Source organism: Actinoplanes xinjiangensis, assembly GCF_003148685.1.
Taxonomy (GTDB): domain Bacteria; phylum Actinomycetota; class Actinomycetes; order Mycobacteriales; family Micromonosporaceae; genus Actinoplanes; species Actinoplanes xinjiangensis.
Map to the genome: position 1 here is coordinate 469,045 of NZ_QGGR01000005.1, position 18,091 is coordinate 487,135.

Genomic DNA, 18,091 nt, shown 5'->3' on the forward strand with positions numbered 1-18,091 from the left:
GCAGAACCTCACACCCGGTCAAACGCCGGCGGCACCGCCGGGGTGGCGGGGGCCGGGACTGACCAGTCCGGTGTCGTAGGCCACGATGGTCGCCTGCACCCGGTCCCGCACCCCGATCTTGCCCAGCAGGGCATTGACGTGCACCTTCACCGTGCCGGTGGTGATGCCGAGCTGGGCACCGATCTCGGCGTTGGACAGTCCCCGCGCGATCGCGATCAGCACGTCCCGCTCCCGTGGGGTGAGCGCGTCGATCCGCGGGTCCGTCTCCGGAGCCGCGGACACCGCACCGGAGGCGAAGGCGTCGATCAGGCTGCGGGTCACCGCCGGGCTGAGCATGGCGTCACCGGCCGCGACGGTCCGGACGGCGGCCACCAGTTCGGCCGGCTCGGAGTCCTTGAGCAGGAACCCGGACGCGCCGGCCCGCAGCGCCTGGAAGACGTACGCGTCGTGGTGGAACGTGGTCAGCACGAGCACCCGCGGCGGGTTCGGGCCCGAGGTGAGCCGGGCGGTCGCGGTGAGCCCGTCGACGCCCGGCATCCGGATGTCCATCAGGATCACGTCCGGCCGCAGTGTGCCGGCCAGCTCGACCGCGGCGGCGCCGTCACCGGCCTCGCCGACCACCTCCAGGTCCGGCTGTGAGCCGACGATGGCGGCCAGCCCGGCCCGGACCATCACCTGGTCGTCCACGACCATCACTCGGACCGCGATGACGACACCTCCGAAGGAGAAACCGGCGAGGAAGGCGGAGCCGGCGCGGAAACGGGAGCCGGCGCGGGAGCGGCAGCCGGCGCGGGAGCGGCAGCCGGCGCGGAAACGGGAGCCGGGTCCGCGGGTGGGGCGGGAGCAGGCGGCGGGGTGGGTGCGGTCTCGGGGCGGCCGCCGAGACCGTCCAGCAGGGAGCGCATGGCGGTCAGTGCCCGCCGGGCGGCGGCGAGCACACCGGCCAGGTCACCGCGCTCCGCCGCGCCGGGCACGTCGGCGGCGTGCCGCAACACGTCCTCGTGCAGTCCGGCGGCGATCCGGTGCCGCTCCAGCAGGGCGTGGAAGGCGGCCTGCTCCAGTTCGTTGGTCAGCCCGTCCGCCTCGCGCCCGCGCAGGCGGTCTCCGCGGCGGCGGCCCGCGAAACCCACGCCCCAGCAGGCCACCGCCGGGATGGCGAACACGATGGCGACCAGCGGTGTCATGACCGCGACGAAGGCCATCCGCTCGGCCGTCCCGTGCAGGGCGAACTCCTTGTCGGAGTCGTCGATGGCCAGGAGCATGGCCGCCACGAAGGCGATCGTCCCCGCGCTGACCGGGACGGCGAGCCAGCTCAGGCCGGGCCGGGCACCGCGGGCCGCCACGGCGTGGACGGCCGCGAAGTCGACGGCGCAGCTGAACAGCAGCAGGTAGCCGTGCTGCTCGGGCACCGCTCCGGCGACGACCAGCAGCGGGCTCAGCAGGCCGGTCAGGGTGACGCCGGCGAACGCCCACCAGGCCGCCCGGCGGCGCCACAGCAGCGGTACGGCGTGCACCACCTGCGCCAGGAGGATCAGCGCGGCCGCCGTCCGGGGCAGGCCGTCCTGGTCGGCGGTCATGATGCCGGCCTGTGCCACGACCAGCAGGATCACGAGGACGGCCGAGGCCCCGAGCGGGCCGCGGAGCCAGGGGTACGCGGTCCGCACGGTCCCGCCCTCCCCCGGCAGCACGACGCGCACCCGCCAGCCGCCGCCGGCGTGGGGCCCGGCCGTGCAGTCCCCGCCGATCGACTGGGCCCGCTCCCGCATCCCGGTGACCCCACGCCCGCCGCCGAGCCCGGTGACCGGCGCGGTGCCACCGTCGTCTTCGACCAGCAGTTCGGTCGGGCTGTAGCGGACCAGTACGTGACCGCCCGGCGCGTACCGCAGGGTGTTGGTCAGGGCTTCCCGGACGATGCCGTAGATCGCCGGGGCGTGCGCCGGGGGCGGGTCGCCATCCGGCAGCTCGACGGTGATCCGCTGCCCGAGCGCCCGGAAGCCGTCGGCGAGGTCCCCCAGCGACGGAGTGTCGTCGCGTCCCGTGGTGACCGGCAGGATCGCGACCAGCCGGCGCAGGGCGTCCAGCGTCTCCCGTCCGGTGCGTGCCGCGAAGTCGAGCGCCTCGGCCCGTAGCTCCGGCCGTTGGTCGCCGAGCATCTCGGCAGCCGAGGAGTTGACGACGATCGAGGTCAGGTGGTGTGCGGTGACGTCGTGCAGTTCGCGGGCGAGGCGGCGGCGTTCGGTGTCGGCGGCACCGAGCCCGGCCTGCCGTGCGGCGTCCAGCCGGCGGGCCGCCTCGGCACGCTCGGCGTGGAACCGGCGGCGGCGGCGCCCGAAGAGGACGATCAGCCCGTGGACGAACACCCCGGCGGCGAGCAACTGCGCCTGGAGGACCCAGTCGATGCCCGGCTTGCCGTCCTGGACGACCGAGACCAGCATCTGCTCGGCGACGACGCCGGCGAAGGCGGCGGGCAGCAGGCGGCCCGGGGCGTGGACGGCGACGCTGAACAGGGCGACGAGCGGGGTGATCGACAGGATCAGGACGGCGTCGCCGGTCTCGACCCACTGGGCGTCGACGGGTGCGCCCAGGACGGCGATGACGTCGGCGGCCAGGACCGTGGCCAGCGCGGACAACGGCCGCTCCCGGCGCTGCACCAGCCCGGCTCCGGCGAGCAGGCACGCGGCGGCGACGACGATCGCGGCGAGGGGGCCCACCGGGTTGCCGGCGAGCAGCGGCAGGACCGGCCAGTAGAGGAGCTGACCCGCGACCAACAGCCCGGGAAGAGTCCATCTGGCCATGACCGGAGACTCTAGCGAGACCGCGCCCCGCCGGACGCCTGACCCGCGCCCGACGTGACGGCCGATGCCATGGAATCGGGCATATCTTGTAACCTGCGTTCCGCTACTTGCGATGAGCCATCGGCCTAGACTCGACCGGGCCGGACAAACGAGGAGACTGATGATGATGAGTGCCGGGGATTCGGCAATGGTGCACGACACCCGCGGCCCGGAGGCCTTCACGCAGCTCGTCGAGCTGGAACAAGAGGCCGCGCAGATCTTCCTCAATCAGCCGCTGCACCTGCCCGGCCTGCTCCAGCGCCGCGACTACGCCGCCGAGATCATCAGCGGGATCACCGGCCTGGCCGAGGACGACCCGGAGCTGACCGAGAGGGTGAACCTGCGGATGCGCCGGGCCGCCACCTTCGCGCAGCGGCTCGACGGCCCGAACCCGCCGCGGCTGGTGGCCGTGATCGACGAGGCGGCCCTGCGCCGTAAGGTCGGTGGCGCCGAGGTGATGCGCGCCCAGATCGCCCACCTGATCGAGGTCTCCCGGCGGGACACCGTGCAGCTGGCGATCGTCCCGTTCAGCGCGGGCGGCCATCCGGGGCAGACCGGCTCGCTGGAGGTGCACGAGGCCGCCGACGGCCGGGCCGCACTGTTCTTCGAGGGGGCCGCGGGCGACGAGCTGATCGTCTCCGACCAGCGGCGCGCGCAGGCACACCGGGATCTGGTGGAGGGCCTCGCCGCGTCGTCGGTGACGGGTTCCGAGGCCCGGCAGCTGCTGGAGAAGATCAGCGACGAGCTATGAGGGCGCCGTCACCGCTGAGACCGGAGATCGGCGACGAAGCTCCGGAAGACCGCGATCTCGAAGGTCAGCACCGGTCCGGAAGGGTTCTTGGAGTCCCGTACGAAGACCGAACCGTCATGGTTCGCGACCTCGACACATTGGCCGCCACTGCTTCGACGGCTCTTTCGCCACGTGAGCGGACCCGGGTCAGTCATATCGCCTCCCGTAGATCATGCACCTCAATGGAGCCGATCAACCACACACAGTACCGGAAATCCAGACTGGTGGATGGCTTGCGCGGCGGGGTGGCGGCCGGGCGGTGCGATAGGGTTCGGCGGATGGAAAAACGCCACCTGCGTCGTGCAGATTCCGCGGGAGCCCGCCGTGTCCACCTCGGCTGACTCCCCGATGGATGTGGGCCCCACGATCGCCCGGCATCTCGTCCGGCAGCGGCTGCGGGCCTTGCGGGAGGCGAGTGAGCTGTCCCCGGCGACCGTGGCCGAGCTGACCGGCTGGTCCCTGTCGAAACTGAACCGGATCGAGAGCGGCGACGTCACCGTCCAGCCGCTGGAGGTCCGCGCGCTGCTGCGTTTCTACGGCGTCGAGGACAAGAACGTCGTCGACACGCTGGCGCGGCTCTCCCAGGCCTCCCGGACCCGTCAGTGGTACAGCAGGTATCGCCTGGCCGGCGACTTCCAGCGATTCGTCGCGTTCGAGCACGAGGCCGCGGTGATCAACATCTGGCAGGCCCTGTTCGTGCCGGGCATGCTCCAGACCGAGGAGTACGGTGCGGCCACCACCGCCCTGTCCATGCGCCTGAGTCCCGGCGACCGGGAGGTGCAGGCCCGGCTGAAGCTGCGGATGGACCGGCAGTGGGCGTTCCGGGAGCGGCTCGGGCAGCCGGGGGCGCCACGGATCGTGGCGGTGCTGGACGAGTCGGTGCTCCACCGGCCGCTGGGCGGGCCTGATGTGCTCCGCCGCCAGCTCGACCATCTGCTCACTCTGGCGGAGCAGAAGGACACGTACTCGTTCGGGGTGATCCCGCTGAACCTGGCGCACCACTCCGGGATCGGCGGCACCTTCGAGTTGTTGCAGTTCGCCGGTTCTGATCACGCCGACGTGCTGTTCGTGGAGACCGCGGCCGGCACCGACTCGCTCACCACGGACGAGGAGCAGACCGGCCTGTTCAAGACGATCTTCCAGGATCTGTTGCGATACGGGCTGACCGGCGAGGACGCACTGGACATGATCCGTGCGCGGCGTGCCGCCCTGCCCGGGGCCTGACTCTCACGGGGTCGCCGGGCCGGGTCTCGGCCCGGCGAGGGGATCAGGGGCGGGGATCGCGGTTGGCCTCGACCGCCCGGATGACCGCGCGGCGGACCCGCTGGAATTCCCGGCTGCTCCGGGACCGGTAGAGGACGACGCGGCGACTGCCGTTGGTCGCCTCCAGAGTCGCCCACCGGGAGCTGCGCCGCTCGCCGAGGACCAGAGCGGCCGCCGTGGCCGCGGCAGCGACCAGGCCGACCACGACGACGAGCGCCGAACCGTACGCGACGGCGAGACCGGCGGACAGACCGATCTCGACCGTGCCGAGAACCAGCGCCAGGGCGTGAGCGTACCGGGCGGCCGCCTCGGCCCGGCGGATCGCCCGCAGGTCCCGGATGCGGTGCCGGCCCTCCCCGTTCTCGATGTAGTGGCTGGTGACGACGATGCCAGGGCCGCGGTAGTAGACGACGACCCAGATCTCCGGCTTGAGTGCCATGGTGACCCTCCCTGCCATCCATCGTGGGCAGCAAATCGGCTGTCAGCAACGGGCACTCGACGGTCTCCCGTCAGCAGGCAGCTATCTGCGTCACGCAGACAAGGAGTTAAGACCGGTTTGATACTGGCTTGCGAGGTTTTGACGACGTCCGGTGCGAGAGGGTTGGAAGGCTTATTCCCGAAAGCGCGATCCGTGCGCGTGGTGCGCCGGGCCGGGACGGCGCACCACGCGGCGGAGGATCAGGCGCCGTCGATCGGGCCGGTCGGCAGTTCCCGGCGCAGGAGCTTGCCGGTGGGATTACGGGGCAGGTCGTCGACGAAGACGACGTCGCGCGGCACCTTGTAGCGGGCCAGACCGGCGCGGACGAAGTCCCGGATCTCCTGCGGGTCCCGGGCCGCATCCGCGGTGGGCACGATGAAGGCCCGCAACCGGGTACCGAAGTCCGCGTCGTCGACACCGATGACCGCGGCGTCCATCACGTCCGCCCGCTCGGCCAGCAGGTTCTCCACCTCCAGCGGGTAGACGTTCTCCCCACCGGAGATGATCATGTCGTCGTCACGGCCGTCGATGTAGAGCAGGCCGTCGGCGTCGAAGTGCCCCTGGTCGCCGGTGGCCATGTGACCGTCGATGACCTGCTTGTGCTGGCCGTCGGTGTAGCCCTCGAACGGGATGCCGGTCCGCACGAAGACCCGGCCCTTCGCCCCGACCTCGGTGACCGGCTTGTCGTCACCGTCGTAGAGCGCGACGTGCACGGTGACCGGCGGCCGGCCCACCGTGCCCGGGGATCTGCGCAGCTCGTGCGGTTGCGCCACCGAGGCGACGGCGACCTCGGTGGACCCGTAGACGTTGTAGAGCACATCGCCGAAGACGTCCTGGAAACGAACGCAGAGGTCGGGCGGCAGAGCCGATCCGGCCAGGAAGACGGTCTTCAGCGACGACGTGTCGTACTTGGCGATGATGTCCGGGCCGAGGGCGAGGATCCGGTTCAGCATGGTCGGAACCGCGACGAGCATGTGCGCGCGGTGCTCGGCGATCGCGGCGAGGATCCGCTCGGCGTCGATGCGGCGCAGCAGCACGGCGTGGTTGGCCAGGGAGAGACCGACGGTCCAGGCGCCGAATCCGGTGGCGTGGAACAGCGGGGACGCGATCACCGCGGTGCCCTGCCGGGGGAAGTCGATCCGGTCCGCGATCATCGCGCTGGCCAGCGGGGACACCTTGGTGCGCGGAGCGCCCTTGGGCAGTCCGGTGGTGCCGCTGGTCAGGATGATGAAGCCACCGGGTTTCTCCGGCAGCGGCAGCGGCACGGTGGTCGGCTCGGCGGCGGTCAGCTCCTCCACGGTGAGCAACCCGGCGGGGCGGTCGTAGTCGTCGTCGGCCCAGCTCAGGTACCGCGGGATGTCGTCCGGCAGCCCGGCCACGGCGTCGGCGAACTCGCTGTCGTACATCAGGAACCTGACGTTCTCCCGCTTCATCACCTCGATCAGCTGGGACGCGGCGAGTCCGGTGTTCAGCATGGCCAGCCGCAGCCCGGCGCGGGCGGTGCCGGTGATGGCCAGAGCCAGGCCGCGGTGGTCCCGGGCGAGGACCCCGATCACCGCCTTCGGCGGCAGGTCCACCTTGCGCAGTGCGTGTGCCAGCGCGTTCGAGCGCTCGAAGAACTGCCGGTACGTCCAGGTGCCACGTTCGTCGGTGAGGGCGGGCAGGTTCGGGTGCTCGGTGGCGGCCTTCTCGGTCAGGGCGGCCTGGGGGCCGAGTTTCGCGTTGTTCCCGGCCGCCTTGACCAGCCGGTCCGGGCGCAGGAGGTTGACGATGCCTATCTGGTGCATCCGCAGAACCGCGTGCAGTTGTTCGAGAGCGCTCACGATCAGCCCTTCCAGGAGGGGGTCCGGTTCTCGGCGTACGCGCGGATGCCTTCAGCGGCATCCGCGGAGCCGATCACCTCGCCGGCGATGTCGGAGAGACGGTCGAAGGCCTCCGCGGCGCCCCAGTCGCGGTGTTCGTCGACGATGCGTTTCGAGAGCAGTACAGCGAGGGGCGCGTTCGCGGCGATGTCCCGGGCGAGTTGCAGCGCGGTGTCCAATGCCGCGCCCGGTGACGTGACGCGGTTGATCAGCCCGAGTTCGTGCAGCCGGCGCGCGGGCATCGGCTCACCGGTCAGGGCCAGTTCCAGGGCGGTGCTGCGGGGCAGGCTCTGCGCGAGCCGGAGCACCCCGCCGGCCGCGGCGACGAGGCCGCGTTTGACCTCGGGGATGCCGAAGGCGGCGTCCTCCGCGGCGACGATCAGGTCGGCGGCCAGTGCCAGTTCGCACCCGCCGGCCAGGGCGGCGCCCTCGACGGCGGCGATCAGCGGCTTGGTCGGCGGCCGGGCGGTGATGCCGAGCAGTCCGCGGCCCTCGGTGACCGGGTATTCGCCGCGGGCGGCGGCCTTGAGATCCATGCCGGCGCTGAACACGGTGTCCGAGCCGGTCAGGATCGCGACCCGGGCGGCCGGGTCGGCTTCGAAGGCGTCGATCGCCCGCTCCAGGGCGCGGGCGGTGGCCAGGTCGATCGCGTTGCGGACCGTCGGCCGGTTGAGCCGCAGGACGGTGACCGGGCCGTGCCACTCGACGATCAGCGGCGACTCGGGCGGCGGCGGCAGGGCGACCCGGGAGGAGGCGCCCCCGGCAGTGGCGGCGCTCCCGGCGGTGCCGGCGGGCGCGGTGAGGTCGAGGGTCGTACCGGCGATGTCGACCCAGCAACCGGACAGGTCGGAGATCTCGGGGGTGCCGGCGAGGCGGAGGACGACCCGGTCGCCGTCGGGGGTGATCGCCGTGACGATCGTCGCCTCCGCCACACCGTCCCGGCCGTAGGGAACGGTGCAGGCCTCCAGGACCGCCGGTCCGGTCCAGGAGCCGAGCGCCCGGCGCGCGGGCGGCCGCGGCAGTCGACGGTCGACGTCGATGTCGCGGTAGCCCGAACGGGGCGGGCGGGCCGACAGGACGGTCGCCGCGTGCTTGGTCAGATACCAGCCGACGGCGGTCGCCAGCCCGAAGCCGCCCGGATCGGATCGCAGGAGCGGCACCAGATTGGCGATTGCGTGGCTGGAGTAGTTGTTACCCGGCCCACCGGCGAAGGTCAGCCCGCCGGTCACGGTCAACGGCCGCGCCGGGTCGTCGGCCGGCAGCCCGAGTTCGAGGGCCGCGATCTGCACGGCGGACGGGAAACAGGCATAGAGGTCGATGTGTTCGACGTCGTCGATACCGATGCCGGTGTGCCCGAGGACGGCCGCACCGATCGCCCGGATCGCGGGCGAGGCGGCGAGATCGGCACGCTCGGTGACGTACCACTCGTCGGTGGCGTGCGCCCCGGCGTGCAGGAACACCCACCGATCCTGGTCGATCCCGGCCTCCTGCGCGGCGGCCGCACTGCACACGATGATGCCGGTGCCCTGGTTCACCTGCACGTTCGCGGTGAGCAGCTTCGGGTACGGCGTGGAGATCATCCGATTGGCGGCGGTCGGCCCGGCCAGTTCCGCGGCGGTGTGCGCCGTCGGCTGCCAGGCGTGCGGATTACCGGCGGCGATCTCCGAGTGCCCGGCCCAGAGGCGGGTGATCCGCTCGCGGTGAGCGGCCGGGCCGAGTCCGAGCCGGGCGCGGACCGCCGACTCGATCAGGGCGTAGAGATAGATCGGGGCGACCAGGCCGGCCGCGGTCTCCGGAGCGTTGTTGGCCGGGGCGTCACCGCCGACGATCCGGCCGGGCGCGGTGCCGTCGGGCTGCCGGGGCCAGTCGAGGTCGCGGCCGGACCGCTCGGCGGCCGCCGCGGTCGACGCAGCCTCGGCGCCACCGAGCAGAGCGATCGACGCGTGACCGGAAGCGATCGTGGCGGCCACATCGTTGAGCAGCCGCAGCGAGCCGTCGCCGCCGAAGATGGTGGTCTGCACGGTCTGTTCCGGGGTCGCGCCGACGTGCCCGGCGATCAGCGCGGCACCGTCCGGGTACAACCACGAGACGCTGGCGACGTACCCCACGAGGTCTGCTTTTTGCAGGATCTCCTGGTTCTTGGCGTCGTCGGCGGCGAGCCGCAGCGCCCGCACGGCGAGGGAGACCGGATCACCACCGGCGGGCTCGGTGGACCGGTCGGAGACCTGCCCGACCCCGACGATCACCGGCGTCCAGGCATCGATCTCCTCACCGGTGCGACCGAACACGATCGGCGCGGGCTTCGGCCCGGGCGGCGGAGGCGAAGCGGTCGCGGAGCGGGACGGAGGCGAGGACCCCACGGCGGTACGCCCGGACGGCGCCCCCGCAGCGACGCGGCCCAACTCGTCCAGGGATGCGCGCATGGCGTCCGCGAGGTTCCGGGCGACCATCGACCCGAGCGGCCCGTCCGCCGGTCCACCCTCGACCCCGCCGTCGAATCGCACCACCGACCTGTCGGCGGCCGGCGTGACACCGAGGTAGAAGCCGACCGTGATGCCCATCGGCGCCGTGCCCTCGAACCAGACGGCCCGCCCCGGGACCACGCCGGTGACCGTCCAGCGGACCTCGCTGGGCACCCCCATCAGCCTGATCCGCTGCCGGAACCGCACCCCCTCGGTGAACGCGGCCGGCTGCCCGTCGATCCACCCGGCGTGCTGGAGCACCCACTCCGGCATCCGGGCCGGGTCGGTGAGCACCGCGAACACCTGATCCGGCCCGGCCGGGGCGGTCACCTGGACGCCGCACGGGTGGGCGAACCGGCGGGGCGGTTCGACGGCCGCCGGCGGCGCGGGCGGCACCGGCCGGGCACGGCGCAGAACGCCCCCGGCGGCGGCCCGCGCGACGGCGAGTCCGGCACCGAGCCGGTCACGCAGGCGGATGGGATCAACAGCGGGCATCGACGCTCCCCTAACAGTCTGACGTGACGGTAAGGGGGTGACCTGGGTCACGGCAAGAGCGGGCTGATCACTGAGGATCCGCTGTGTGGACGAAACTAACCGTCAAGTCGTACGGTAAACGCCGTGAAACGAACGCAGGCCCAGCGCAGTGAGGCCACCCGGGCCAGGATCCTGGAGGCCACGCTCCAGTGCCTGGTCGAGCGCGGCTACGCGGAAACCACCACCGCCGAGGTCCTGGCCCGCGCCGACGTGCCCCGCGGCACCCTGCTGCACCACTTCCCGACCAAGGCGGATCTGCTGGTCGGCGCGGTGCACTACGTGGCGGGCCGGCGCACCGAGGCGCTCACCGCCGAACTCGCCGCGATCCCGCCGGACGCCGACCGCCTGGACGCGCTGATCGACATCATCTGGCGGCACTTCTCGTCACCGCTGTTCTGGGCGGCGCTGGAGTTGTGGAACGCGGCACGCACCGACGCCGAGGTGCGCACCGCGCTGCTGCCGGTGGAGAAGGAGATCTTCGGCGTCCTGCACGACCGGGCCCGTACGCTGCTCAGCGCGAGTTCGCCCGGCGATCCCCGGGTGCCGACCGTGGTCGAGTTCAGCTACGAGGTGCTGACCGGGCTGGCCATGACCGGCATCGTCAGCGGCGACCTGGGCCGTCGTGAGCTGCTGATCCGCCGCTGGAAACGGGCGGCCGCGATCCTGCTCGGCCACCGGGATCCGTCCACCCTCGTCGAACGTGCCCGCTCAAAGGAGAGTTGATGATCGACACCCCGGAACGCCGCGCCCTCGCCGACGCGATGAGACAGTTCGTGTCGCGTGAGATCCGCCCGCGCCTGCCCGAGTGGGAGCGGGCCGGTGAAATCCCCCGCGACGTGCACGCCAGGCTCGCCAAGGCCGGTCTCTACGGGATCGGGTTCGCCGAGGAGTTCGGCGGCGACGGCGGTGACAGCAGCGACACGGTCGTCGCGACCGAGGCGTTCCTGGAGGCGGGCGGTTCCTCCGGCGCGCACGCCTCGATCTTCACGCACGGGATCGCGCTGCCGCACATCATCGCCTCCGGTGACGAGAGCCTGATCGACCGGTTCGTCCGCCCGGCACTGGCCGGGGAGATGATCGGCGCGCTCGGCATCACCGAGCCGGACGCCGGTTCGGACGTGGGCTCGCTGCGCACCACCGCGGTCCGCGACGGCGAGGCGTACGTGGTGAACGGCGCGAAGATGTTCATCACCTCCGGGATCCGGGCCGACTTCGTCACCACCGCGGTCCGCACCGGCGGCCCCGGCGCGTCCGGCATCAGCATGCTGGTGATCGAGAAGGGCACGCCCGGGTTCACGGTGTCCCGCAAGCTCGACAAGATGGGCTGGCTCTGCTCGGACACCGCGGAACTGTCGTTCACCGACTGCCGGGTGCCGGTCGCCAACCTGGTCGGCCCGGAGAATTTCGGATTCGCGCTGATCGGCCAGGCGTTCGTGTCCGAGCGGATCATCGCGGCGGTGCACGCCTACTCGGTGGCGCAGCGCTCACTCGACCTCACCCTGGAGTACGTACGGTCCCGGGAGACGTTCGGCCGTCCACTGATCAGCCGTCAGGTGGTCCGGCACAAGCTGATCGACATGAGGATGCGGATCGACCACTCCCGTCAGTACACCCGCTGGGTCGCCGAGCGGCACGCGGCCGGCGAGGCGATGATCGGTGAGGTCTGCCTGGCCAAGAACGCCGCGGTCGAGGCCTGCAAGCACGTCGTCGACGAGGCCGTCCAGCTGCACGGCGGGATGGGCTACATGCGCGAGTCGGAGGTCGAGCGCAACTACCGGGACACCCGGATCCTCGGGATCGGGGCCGGCGCCACCGAGATCATGACCGATCTGGCCGCGAAGATGTTCGGCTACCAGTGACCGATCGGTGATAGATCTGCATGCATGACTGATCTTGACTGGGTGCCGCCGGGCATCGACACGACCCGGCCGAGTGCCGCCCGGGTGTACGACTATTTCCTGGGCGGCACCCACCACCTACCGGTGGACCGCGAACTGGTCGGCCACATCGAGGCGATGACCCCGGACATCGGCGCCACCATGCGGGCCAACCGCGCCTTCCTGCAACGGGCGGTGCGGTTCCTGGCCGGGGCCGGGGTCCGGCAGTTCCTGGACATCGGCTCGGGCATCCCGGCGACCGGCAACGTGCACGAGATCGCGCAGGCGGAGGCGCCGGGCTCGGCGGTCGTCTACGTCGACGTGGATCCGGTCGCGGTGGAGCACAGCCGGGCGATGCTGGCCGGCGTCGCCGGCACCGGGGTGATCCTGGCCGACGCCCGGGACACCGATCGGATCCTCCGGGAGACGGCGGAACTAGGACTGATCGACTTCGGGCGGCCGGTGGCCGTACTCCTCGCCGGGGTTCTGCATTTCATCCCGGACGAGGCCGATCCGGCCGGGCTGGTGGCGGCGCTGCGGTCGGCGGCCGGGCCGGGCGGCTATCTGGTGATCTCGCACGCGACGGCGGACGGGCAGCCACCGGAGGTGATCGAGGCGCAGAAGCTGTCGTCGCGGACCGGCACCGGCATCGTGTTGCGGTCGCACGCCGAGATCGCGTCGTGGTTCGACGGGTTCCCGCTGGTCGATCCGGGCCTGGTGCACATTCCGCTGTGGCGGCCGGGACCGGGTGAAACGGTTGAGCACCCCGAGCGGTTCGGCGCCTACGCGGGCGTCGGCGCCGCCTGAGGAGGCGCCGCTGGGGAGGCGCCACCTGAGGAGGCGCCGCCTGAGGAGGCGTCACCTGGCCGGCGCCGCCTGGATCAGGGCGTCGATAAGTTTGTCGATGGTCCCGGGGAAGGCCGAGTTGTACATCGACGGCAGATGCTCGCGAACCAGGTGCACGTTGGGGTAACCGTCGGCGGGCAGGGCGGTGTAGACCCGGGACCACGCCTCCTGCTCCGCCGCCTCCTGTTCCTCGGTGAGCTCGGCGGCGTCGACCGCCGCCACGGCCAGCACGGTGTCGACGAAGTCGCGGTAGTGGCGGACCGCGTCGGCGGGGGCGAACCCGGCACTCAGCATGATCCCGATGCCGGTGTCGACGACCCGCATCTCGTGCGGGCCGGCGGTGACCCGGATCGCCCGCAGGTGCGCCAGGCGCGGGTGCAGCCGCATCGACCGGCGCAGCGAGGCGGCCAGGTCGCGCAGTGAGTCGGCCCAGTGGGCGCGCGGCACGAACTCGGCGAACGCGTCGCCGATCAGCCGGTCGGCGAGGGCGAGCAGCAGCGCGTCCATGTCACGGAAGTAGCGGTACACGGCGGTCGGGTCGGCGCCGAGCTCGGCCCCGAGCCGCCGGACGCTCAGTTTGTCGCCGCCGGGCGCGTCGATCAGGCGCAATGCCGTGTCGACGATCAGGTCCGCGGTCAGCACGACACCCGTCCGCGTCTTCCGGCGCCGGGCCCCCACGGTGCGCACACGTTGTGTTCCAGGCACGTCCCCACCTTAGCGCCTCTTATGTCAACGCATTGACATAAGCATGCGCGGAGCGGTTTCATCTGTTCACGAGATCTCCCATCGGCCGACACCCGGGGAGATCTCGAGAGAGTTGAAGGGACTCACCATGGCGGCCACACCCCCCGCTTATGATCTGGCCATCCGCACCGACGAGCAGCGCATCCGCAAGGCCCTGGCCGGCGCGGCTCGCACCCCGTTCTGGCTGGAGGACCCGGGTCGGCCGGCCCCCCAGCCGGCGCTGAACGGCTCCACCGACGCCGACCTGCTCGTCGTCGGCGGGGGCTACTGCGGGCTGTGGACGGCGCTGATCGCCAAGGAGGCCGACCCGTCGCTGGACGTGGTGCTGGTCGAGGGCAACGAGATCGCCTGGGCCGCCAGCGGGCGCAACGGCGGCTTCGTCGAGGCCAGCCTCACCCACGGCACCGAGAACGGGCGCCGGCACTTCGCCGACGAGCTGCCGATCCTGGACGCGCTGGCCGCGGAGAACTTCGCCGGCTTCGAGGCCACGCTGACCCGGCACGGCATCGACGCCGAGTTCCAGAAGGAGGGCGTGCTCGCCGTCGCCACCGAGCCGCACCAGGTCGACGAGTTGCGCGCGGCGGTCACCGGCAGCACCACCTTCTACGACCGCGACGAGTTGGGCGCGCTGGTGAAGTCGCCGCTCTACCGGGCCGGGCTGATGCAGCACGAGGGCGCCGCACTGGTGCACCCGGCCAAGCTGGCCTGGGGTCTCAAGGCGGCCTGTCTGCGGCTCGGGGTGCGGATCTACGAGAACACACCGGTCACCGACATCAAGGACCAGGGCGCCACGGTACGCGCGGCGACCTGGGCCGGCAGCGTACGCGCCCGCCGGGTCGCCCTCGCCACGAACGGCTTCCCGTCGCTGCTCAAGCGCAACCGGCTGCTGACCGTGCCGATCTACGACTACGTCCTGATGACCGAGCCGCTGACCGACGCGCAGGTGCGCGAGATCGGCTGGGTCAGGCGGTTCGGCATCTCGGACACCTCACGGCAGTTCCACTACTACCGGATGACCTCGGACAACCGGATCCTGTGGGGCGGCTACGACGCGGTCTACCACAAGGGCGGCACGATCCGGCCCGAGCACGACCAGAACCCGGAGACCTTCACCCGGCTCGCCGACCACTTCCTGCGTACGTTCCCGCAGCTCGGTGACGTGAAGTTCAGCCACGCCTGGGGCGGCATGATCGACATGTGCACCCAGCTGGCCGCCTTCCAGGGGCGGGCGATGGGTGGCAAGGTCGCCTACAGCAGCGGGTTCACCGGGCTGGGCGTGGCCGCCACCCGCTACGGGGCGACCGTGATGCTGGACCTGCTGGACGGGAAGGACACCGTTCGTACCCGGGTGAAGATGGCCAAGCGCAAGCCACTGCCGATCCCCCCGGAGCCGGTGCTCTACCCGGCCGTGCGGGTGATCCGTAACGCGATCGCCCGCTCGGACCGCAACGGCGGCCGGGACGGCCTGATCCTGAAGGCGGCCAACGCGTTCGGCTTCTCCTTCGACTCCTGACGCCGTCTAGCCGGCGGGCCGGCTCTCTACCGGAGGGCCGGCCCCCCACCCGCCCGGAAGCCGGGCTCGATCTCGCGGATGCAGTGCTCCGCATCCTCGGCCGACACCCCCCGGGCGGTCAGTGCCGCCATCGCCTCGGCCGGCCGTGCGCCGCCGTCGACGACGCTAATCCCGCCACCGCCGCCGCGGACCAGATGAATCCGATACCGCGCGCCGGTCCACTCCACACGTGCCGCGGTTACCGGCCCGTCCGCTGGTTGACTCATGCCGATCATCCTAGGCAACCACCTCCGGGCGTCTGCACCGAGCCGGGTGGCGGGCTGCCTCACTCATCGAGTAGAGCGCCGAGCAGACCCCGCAAGGTCCGCTCGAAGAGATCCACGCGGGGCGCGCCCGGATCCGCGAAAGCGGCGACCAGATGGGGGTACGGCGTGAGGTCCAGCCCGGTGAAGGCCGGGGGCGGCGCGGCCCGCTCCTGACGCACGAAGAGCGTCACGACCCCGGTCATCATCGCCAGCGCCTCGAACTTGGCGGCGCTCGCGCACCGCACCGGCCGGAGGACGAGCAGGCAGTGGTCGAACCAGGCCAGCCCTTCCGGGCCGATGCCGCTGGGCCGGGTGAGCAGCTCGATCAGCCAGGGATGCCGGCGGTAGAGATCGAGCTGCCGGCCGGCCAGCTCCACCAGGGTGGTCATCGGGTCCGGGCCGGGCCCGGGATAGGGGCGCAGCTCGCCGAGCACCCGGTCGGTCATCAGGTCGAGCAGATCGTCGCGCGACGACAGGTAGCGGTAGAGGCTGCCGGCGCCGGTGCCGAGCGCGCCGGCGACCGCCCGCATCGAGACCGCGGCCAGCCCGTCGGCGTCGGCCAGCGTGACGGCCGCCGCCACGATCTCGTCCCGGCTGTGGCCGGGCTGGGGTCCACGGCTGCCGCGTTCCGGTCTCGACCAAATCGGGGGTGCGTCGCTCACCTGCACTACTGTAAACTGCGAACAGCGTTCGCGGTTTACCGACGGAAGGTACCGAGATGATCGAGACAAGAGACGGGGCGAGGATCCCCCTGCACACCACCGGCAGCGGGCCGGACCTCGTGGTCGTGCACGGCGGCGGCGTGACCATCGACATCTACCGGCGGCTGGCCGCCAGGCTCGCCGACCGGTTCACCGTCCACCTCTACAACCGCCGGGGCCGGGCCGACGCGCCGCCGCGCAGCGTCCCCTACTCCATGCAGGAGGACATCGACGACCTGGCCACGGTGCTGGCGCACACCGGGGCGGTCAACGTGCTCGGTCACAGCGGTGGCGCGGTCGTCGCCCTGGAGGCGGCCCGCCTGCAGGTGCCGATGGAACGGCTCGCGGTCTACGACGTGCCGATGCAGGTCGACGATCTGTTCCCGGTCGACTGGCTGCCGGGCGCTCGGGCGGCGGCACAGGCCGGCGACACGGCCCGCGCCCTGGCCCTGACCGGCGCGGGGCTCAACACCCAGTCGGCGGCGGGCAGGCTGCCGGTCGGCATGCAGGTGGCGATCACCCGGATGTTCCTGCGCACGCCGATCGGGCGCATGATGGGCGACCTGGTGGCCATGACGCTGGACGAGTCGGCGTCGATCGACGAGCACGGCGGGCCCGCCTCCCGGTGGGCCGTCGTCACCGCCGAGGTGCTGCTGATGTGCGGCGCGAAGGGCCCGCCCTACTACCCGAAGATCCACCGGGCACTCGCCGCGGCGATACCCCGCGCCCGCACCCTGGAGATCCCGGGCAGTCAGCACGACGGTCTGGCGCGGGCGAATCCGCGGATCGTCGAGCCGTTCGCCGAGTTCTTCGCCGGCCGCTAGTCCGGAGGGGACGCCCAGGGCGCATCGGCCCCGGACGTCCCCTCCGGCTCGCCATGCCGGCTTCCGTCATGCGCGGCTCCCGTCGTCTCGCCTCCTGAACTGAATCGCTTCAGGACGCGCGACTGTCCTGGCGGGAGCGCCCGGTCGACGAATGTTCACCGGGATGCCCGATGAACAGGGAGCACTCCAGCTCGTCGCGGTCCACGACGGGAGCGACCTGGCGCCCCGGGCACCAGGTGTACGGGTTGACCTCCGATGCGCTGAGGGTCCACTGGATCCACCACATCGTGGCGTCGACCTGCTGGCCGAGGGCTGCATGTGAGCCTTCGTGACCCAACTCCAGCTCGCAGCCCAGCTCGGACTGCACACTCGGCGCCCCGGCGGGGAGTGCATCGAAGAAGGCCAACTGTGCCGCGTCGAGCGTGACGCGGGCGGGGCAGTTCACCGGATCCTCACGGTCAATCGACATGTGTACATGGATGCCCTCGACCCGCCTCCGCTACACCGGTTGACTGAACCGGTTTTGTCGGCACGCTCCCCCGCCGTCCTAGCGGCTCCGGGCGGCGGCGGTCCACTCGTCGCTGACGCAGCCCTCCTCGTAGTCCCACCAGCCGTCGCGGGCGCCGGCCCGGAGCACCCGCTGGACGCCGGCGAGATCGGCGTCCGGCGGAACCTCCAGAGCGACCAGGCCGTACTGCTGGATGCCCTCGCCGGTGACGCCGAACGGCTCGAACGCGTCCAGCACCCGCTGACGGGAGCCGTGCAGCGGACCGCTGCGGAACGGCACGACCCGGATCGTGCAGTTGCCCGACCACTCGAGATGCTCGGCCGCCCACAGCACGCCGTCGGCGTCCGCCTCGACCCGCACCAGATCGCCGCTGGCCACACCGCGCACGAACCAGGGCACGTTGGTCAGCCGTACCACGTCGTCGCCGACCGTCTCAGCCCAGAGGCTCTCCACCTCGACCGGCGGCCAGTCGTCGCCGACGCGCGGCAGATCGAAGTGCACCTCGACCGCTGCCATCGCCACCCCGGACCCGAACTCACCGTTCACACGC

The 18,091-nt window shown here is 71.9% G+C and carries 18 protein-coding genes; 7 read left to right on the forward strand and 11 right to left on the reverse strand.

The window, feature by feature from the left end:
• Positions 1-18 precede the first annotated feature (18 nt).
• Positions 19-693, reverse strand: a complete 675-nt coding sequence (locus tag BC793_RS14430; protein WP_203896197.1) for a response regulator — start codon at positions 691-693, stop codon at positions 19-21.
• The gene (locus tag BC793_RS14435; protein WP_146246274.1) at positions 693-2,795 is read right to left on the reverse strand and encodes a sensor histidine kinase; all 2,103 of its coding nucleotides are present in this window, start codon (positions 2,793-2,795) and stop codon (positions 693-695) included. Before BC793_RS14435 ends, BC793_RS14430 begins: the two co-directional genes overlap by 1 nt.
• A gap of 166 nt (positions 2,796-2,961) precedes the next feature.
• Between BC793_RS14435 and BC793_RS14440 the strand changes: the two genes are divergently transcribed.
• Entirely contained in the window at positions 2,962-3,585 is a 624-nt protein-coding gene (locus BC793_RS14440) for a DUF5753 domain-containing protein (protein WP_146246275.1), read from the forward strand.
• A gap of 8 nt (positions 3,586-3,593) precedes the next feature.
• On the opposite strand, the gene BC793_RS14445 is transcribed toward BC793_RS14440, so the two are convergent.
• Positions 3,594-3,779, reverse strand: coding sequence for a DUF397 domain-containing protein (locus tag BC793_RS14445; protein WP_109592991.1), 186 nt, complete (start codon positions 3,777-3,779; stop codon positions 3,594-3,596).
• A 169-nt stretch (positions 3,780-3,948) separates the two neighbouring features.
• Here BC793_RS14445 and BC793_RS14450 point away from each other — a divergent pair, with 169 nt between their 5' ends.
• Positions 3,949-4,848 carry a helix-turn-helix domain-containing protein gene (locus BC793_RS14450; RefSeq protein WP_158319253.1) on the forward strand — a complete coding sequence of 300 codons (900 nt, stop codon included), beginning with the start codon at positions 3,949-3,951 and terminating at the stop codon, positions 4,846-4,848.
• Between the two features lie 43 nt (positions 4,849-4,891).
• Here the strand turns inward: BC793_RS14450 and BC793_RS14455 are convergent, their stop codons facing one another.
• The 3 genes from BC793_RS14455 to BC793_RS14465 all read right to left on the reverse strand — a co-directional run bounded on the left by BC793_RS14455 (position 4,892) and on the right by BC793_RS14465 (position 10,184).
• A complete protein-coding gene (locus BC793_RS14455; protein WP_109592993.1) occupies positions 4,892-5,326 on the reverse strand; it encodes a DUF6232 family protein in 435 nt (144 codons plus the stop codon).
• A 239-nt stretch (positions 5,327-5,565) separates the two neighbouring features.
• A complete protein-coding gene (locus tag BC793_RS14460; protein WP_109592994.1) occupies positions 5,566-7,188 on the reverse strand; it encodes an AMP-binding protein in 1,623 nt (540 codons plus the stop codon).
• 2 nt (positions 7,189-7,190) lie between these two features.
• Positions 7,191-10,184 (reverse strand): type II toxin-antitoxin system Rv0910 family toxin, encoded by a 2,994-nt coding sequence (locus BC793_RS14465; RefSeq protein WP_109592995.1) that lies wholly within the window; start codon positions 10,182-10,184, stop codon positions 7,191-7,193.
• 123 nt (positions 10,185-10,307) lie between these two features.
• Here BC793_RS14465 and BC793_RS14470 point away from each other — a divergent pair, with 123 nt between their 5' ends.
• The 3 genes from BC793_RS14470 to BC793_RS14480 are packed head-to-tail and all read left to right on the forward strand — an operon-like array spanning position 10,308 to position 12,907.
• Positions 10,308-10,946 carry a TetR/AcrR family transcriptional regulator gene (locus BC793_RS14470; protein ID WP_109592996.1) on the forward strand — a complete coding sequence of 213 codons (639 nt, stop codon included), beginning with the start codon at positions 10,308-10,310 and terminating at the stop codon, positions 10,944-10,946.
• The gene (locus BC793_RS14475) at positions 10,946-12,082 is read left to right on the forward strand and encodes an acyl-CoA dehydrogenase family protein (RefSeq protein WP_109592997.1); all 1,137 of its coding nucleotides are present in this window, start codon (positions 10,946-10,948) and stop codon (positions 12,080-12,082) included. Before BC793_RS14470 ends, BC793_RS14475 begins: the two co-directional genes overlap by 1 nt.
• A gap of 24 nt (positions 12,083-12,106) precedes the next feature.
• The gene (locus BC793_RS14480; RefSeq protein WP_109592998.1) at positions 12,107-12,907 is read left to right on the forward strand and encodes an SAM-dependent methyltransferase; all 801 of its coding nucleotides are present in this window, start codon (positions 12,107-12,109) and stop codon (positions 12,905-12,907) included.
• A 51-nt stretch (positions 12,908-12,958) separates the two neighbouring features.
• Here the strand turns inward: BC793_RS14480 and BC793_RS14485 are convergent, their stop codons facing one another.
• Entirely contained in the window at positions 12,959-13,651 is a 693-nt protein-coding gene (locus BC793_RS14485; RefSeq protein ID WP_109592999.1) for a TetR/AcrR family transcriptional regulator, read from the reverse strand.
• Between the two features lie 127 nt (positions 13,652-13,778).
• Between BC793_RS14485 and BC793_RS14490 the strand changes: the two genes are divergently transcribed.
• Positions 13,779-15,203, forward strand: a complete 1,425-nt coding sequence (locus tag BC793_RS14490) for an NAD(P)/FAD-dependent oxidoreductase (RefSeq protein ID WP_109593000.1) — start codon at positions 13,779-13,781, stop codon at positions 15,201-15,203.
• Between the two features lie 26 nt (positions 15,204-15,229).
• Here BC793_RS14490 and BC793_RS14495 read toward each other — a convergent pair whose 3' ends face one another.
• Together BC793_RS14495 and BC793_RS14500 are read right to left on the reverse strand one after the other, a co-directional pair.
• Positions 15,230-15,469: a hypothetical protein gene (locus tag BC793_RS14495; RefSeq protein ID WP_146246276.1), complete on the reverse strand. Its 240-nt coding sequence runs from the start codon at positions 15,467-15,469 to the stop codon at positions 15,230-15,232.
• A 59-nt stretch (positions 15,470-15,528) separates the two neighbouring features.
• A complete protein-coding gene (locus BC793_RS14500; protein WP_239170010.1) occupies positions 15,529-16,170 on the reverse strand; it encodes a TetR/AcrR family transcriptional regulator in 642 nt (213 codons plus the stop codon).
• Between the two features lie 56 nt (positions 16,171-16,226).
• Between BC793_RS14500 and BC793_RS14505 the strand changes: the two genes are divergently transcribed.
• Positions 16,227-17,033: an alpha/beta fold hydrolase gene (locus BC793_RS14505; protein WP_109593002.1), complete on the forward strand. Its 807-nt coding sequence runs from the start codon at positions 16,227-16,229 to the stop codon at positions 17,031-17,033.
• 109 nt (positions 17,034-17,142) lie between these two features.
• Here BC793_RS14505 and BC793_RS14510 read toward each other — a convergent pair whose 3' ends face one another.
• Both BC793_RS14510 and BC793_RS14515 read right to left on the reverse strand, forming a co-directional pair.
• Positions 17,143-17,502, reverse strand: coding sequence for a hypothetical protein (locus tag BC793_RS14510; protein ID WP_109593003.1), 360 nt, complete (start codon positions 17,500-17,502; stop codon positions 17,143-17,145).
• Between the two features lie 78 nt (positions 17,503-17,580).
• Positions 17,581-18,087, reverse strand: coding sequence for a DUF4265 domain-containing protein (locus tag BC793_RS14515; RefSeq protein ID WP_203896193.1), 507 nt, complete (start codon positions 18,085-18,087; stop codon positions 17,581-17,583).
• Positions 18,088-18,091 lie beyond the last annotated feature (4 nt).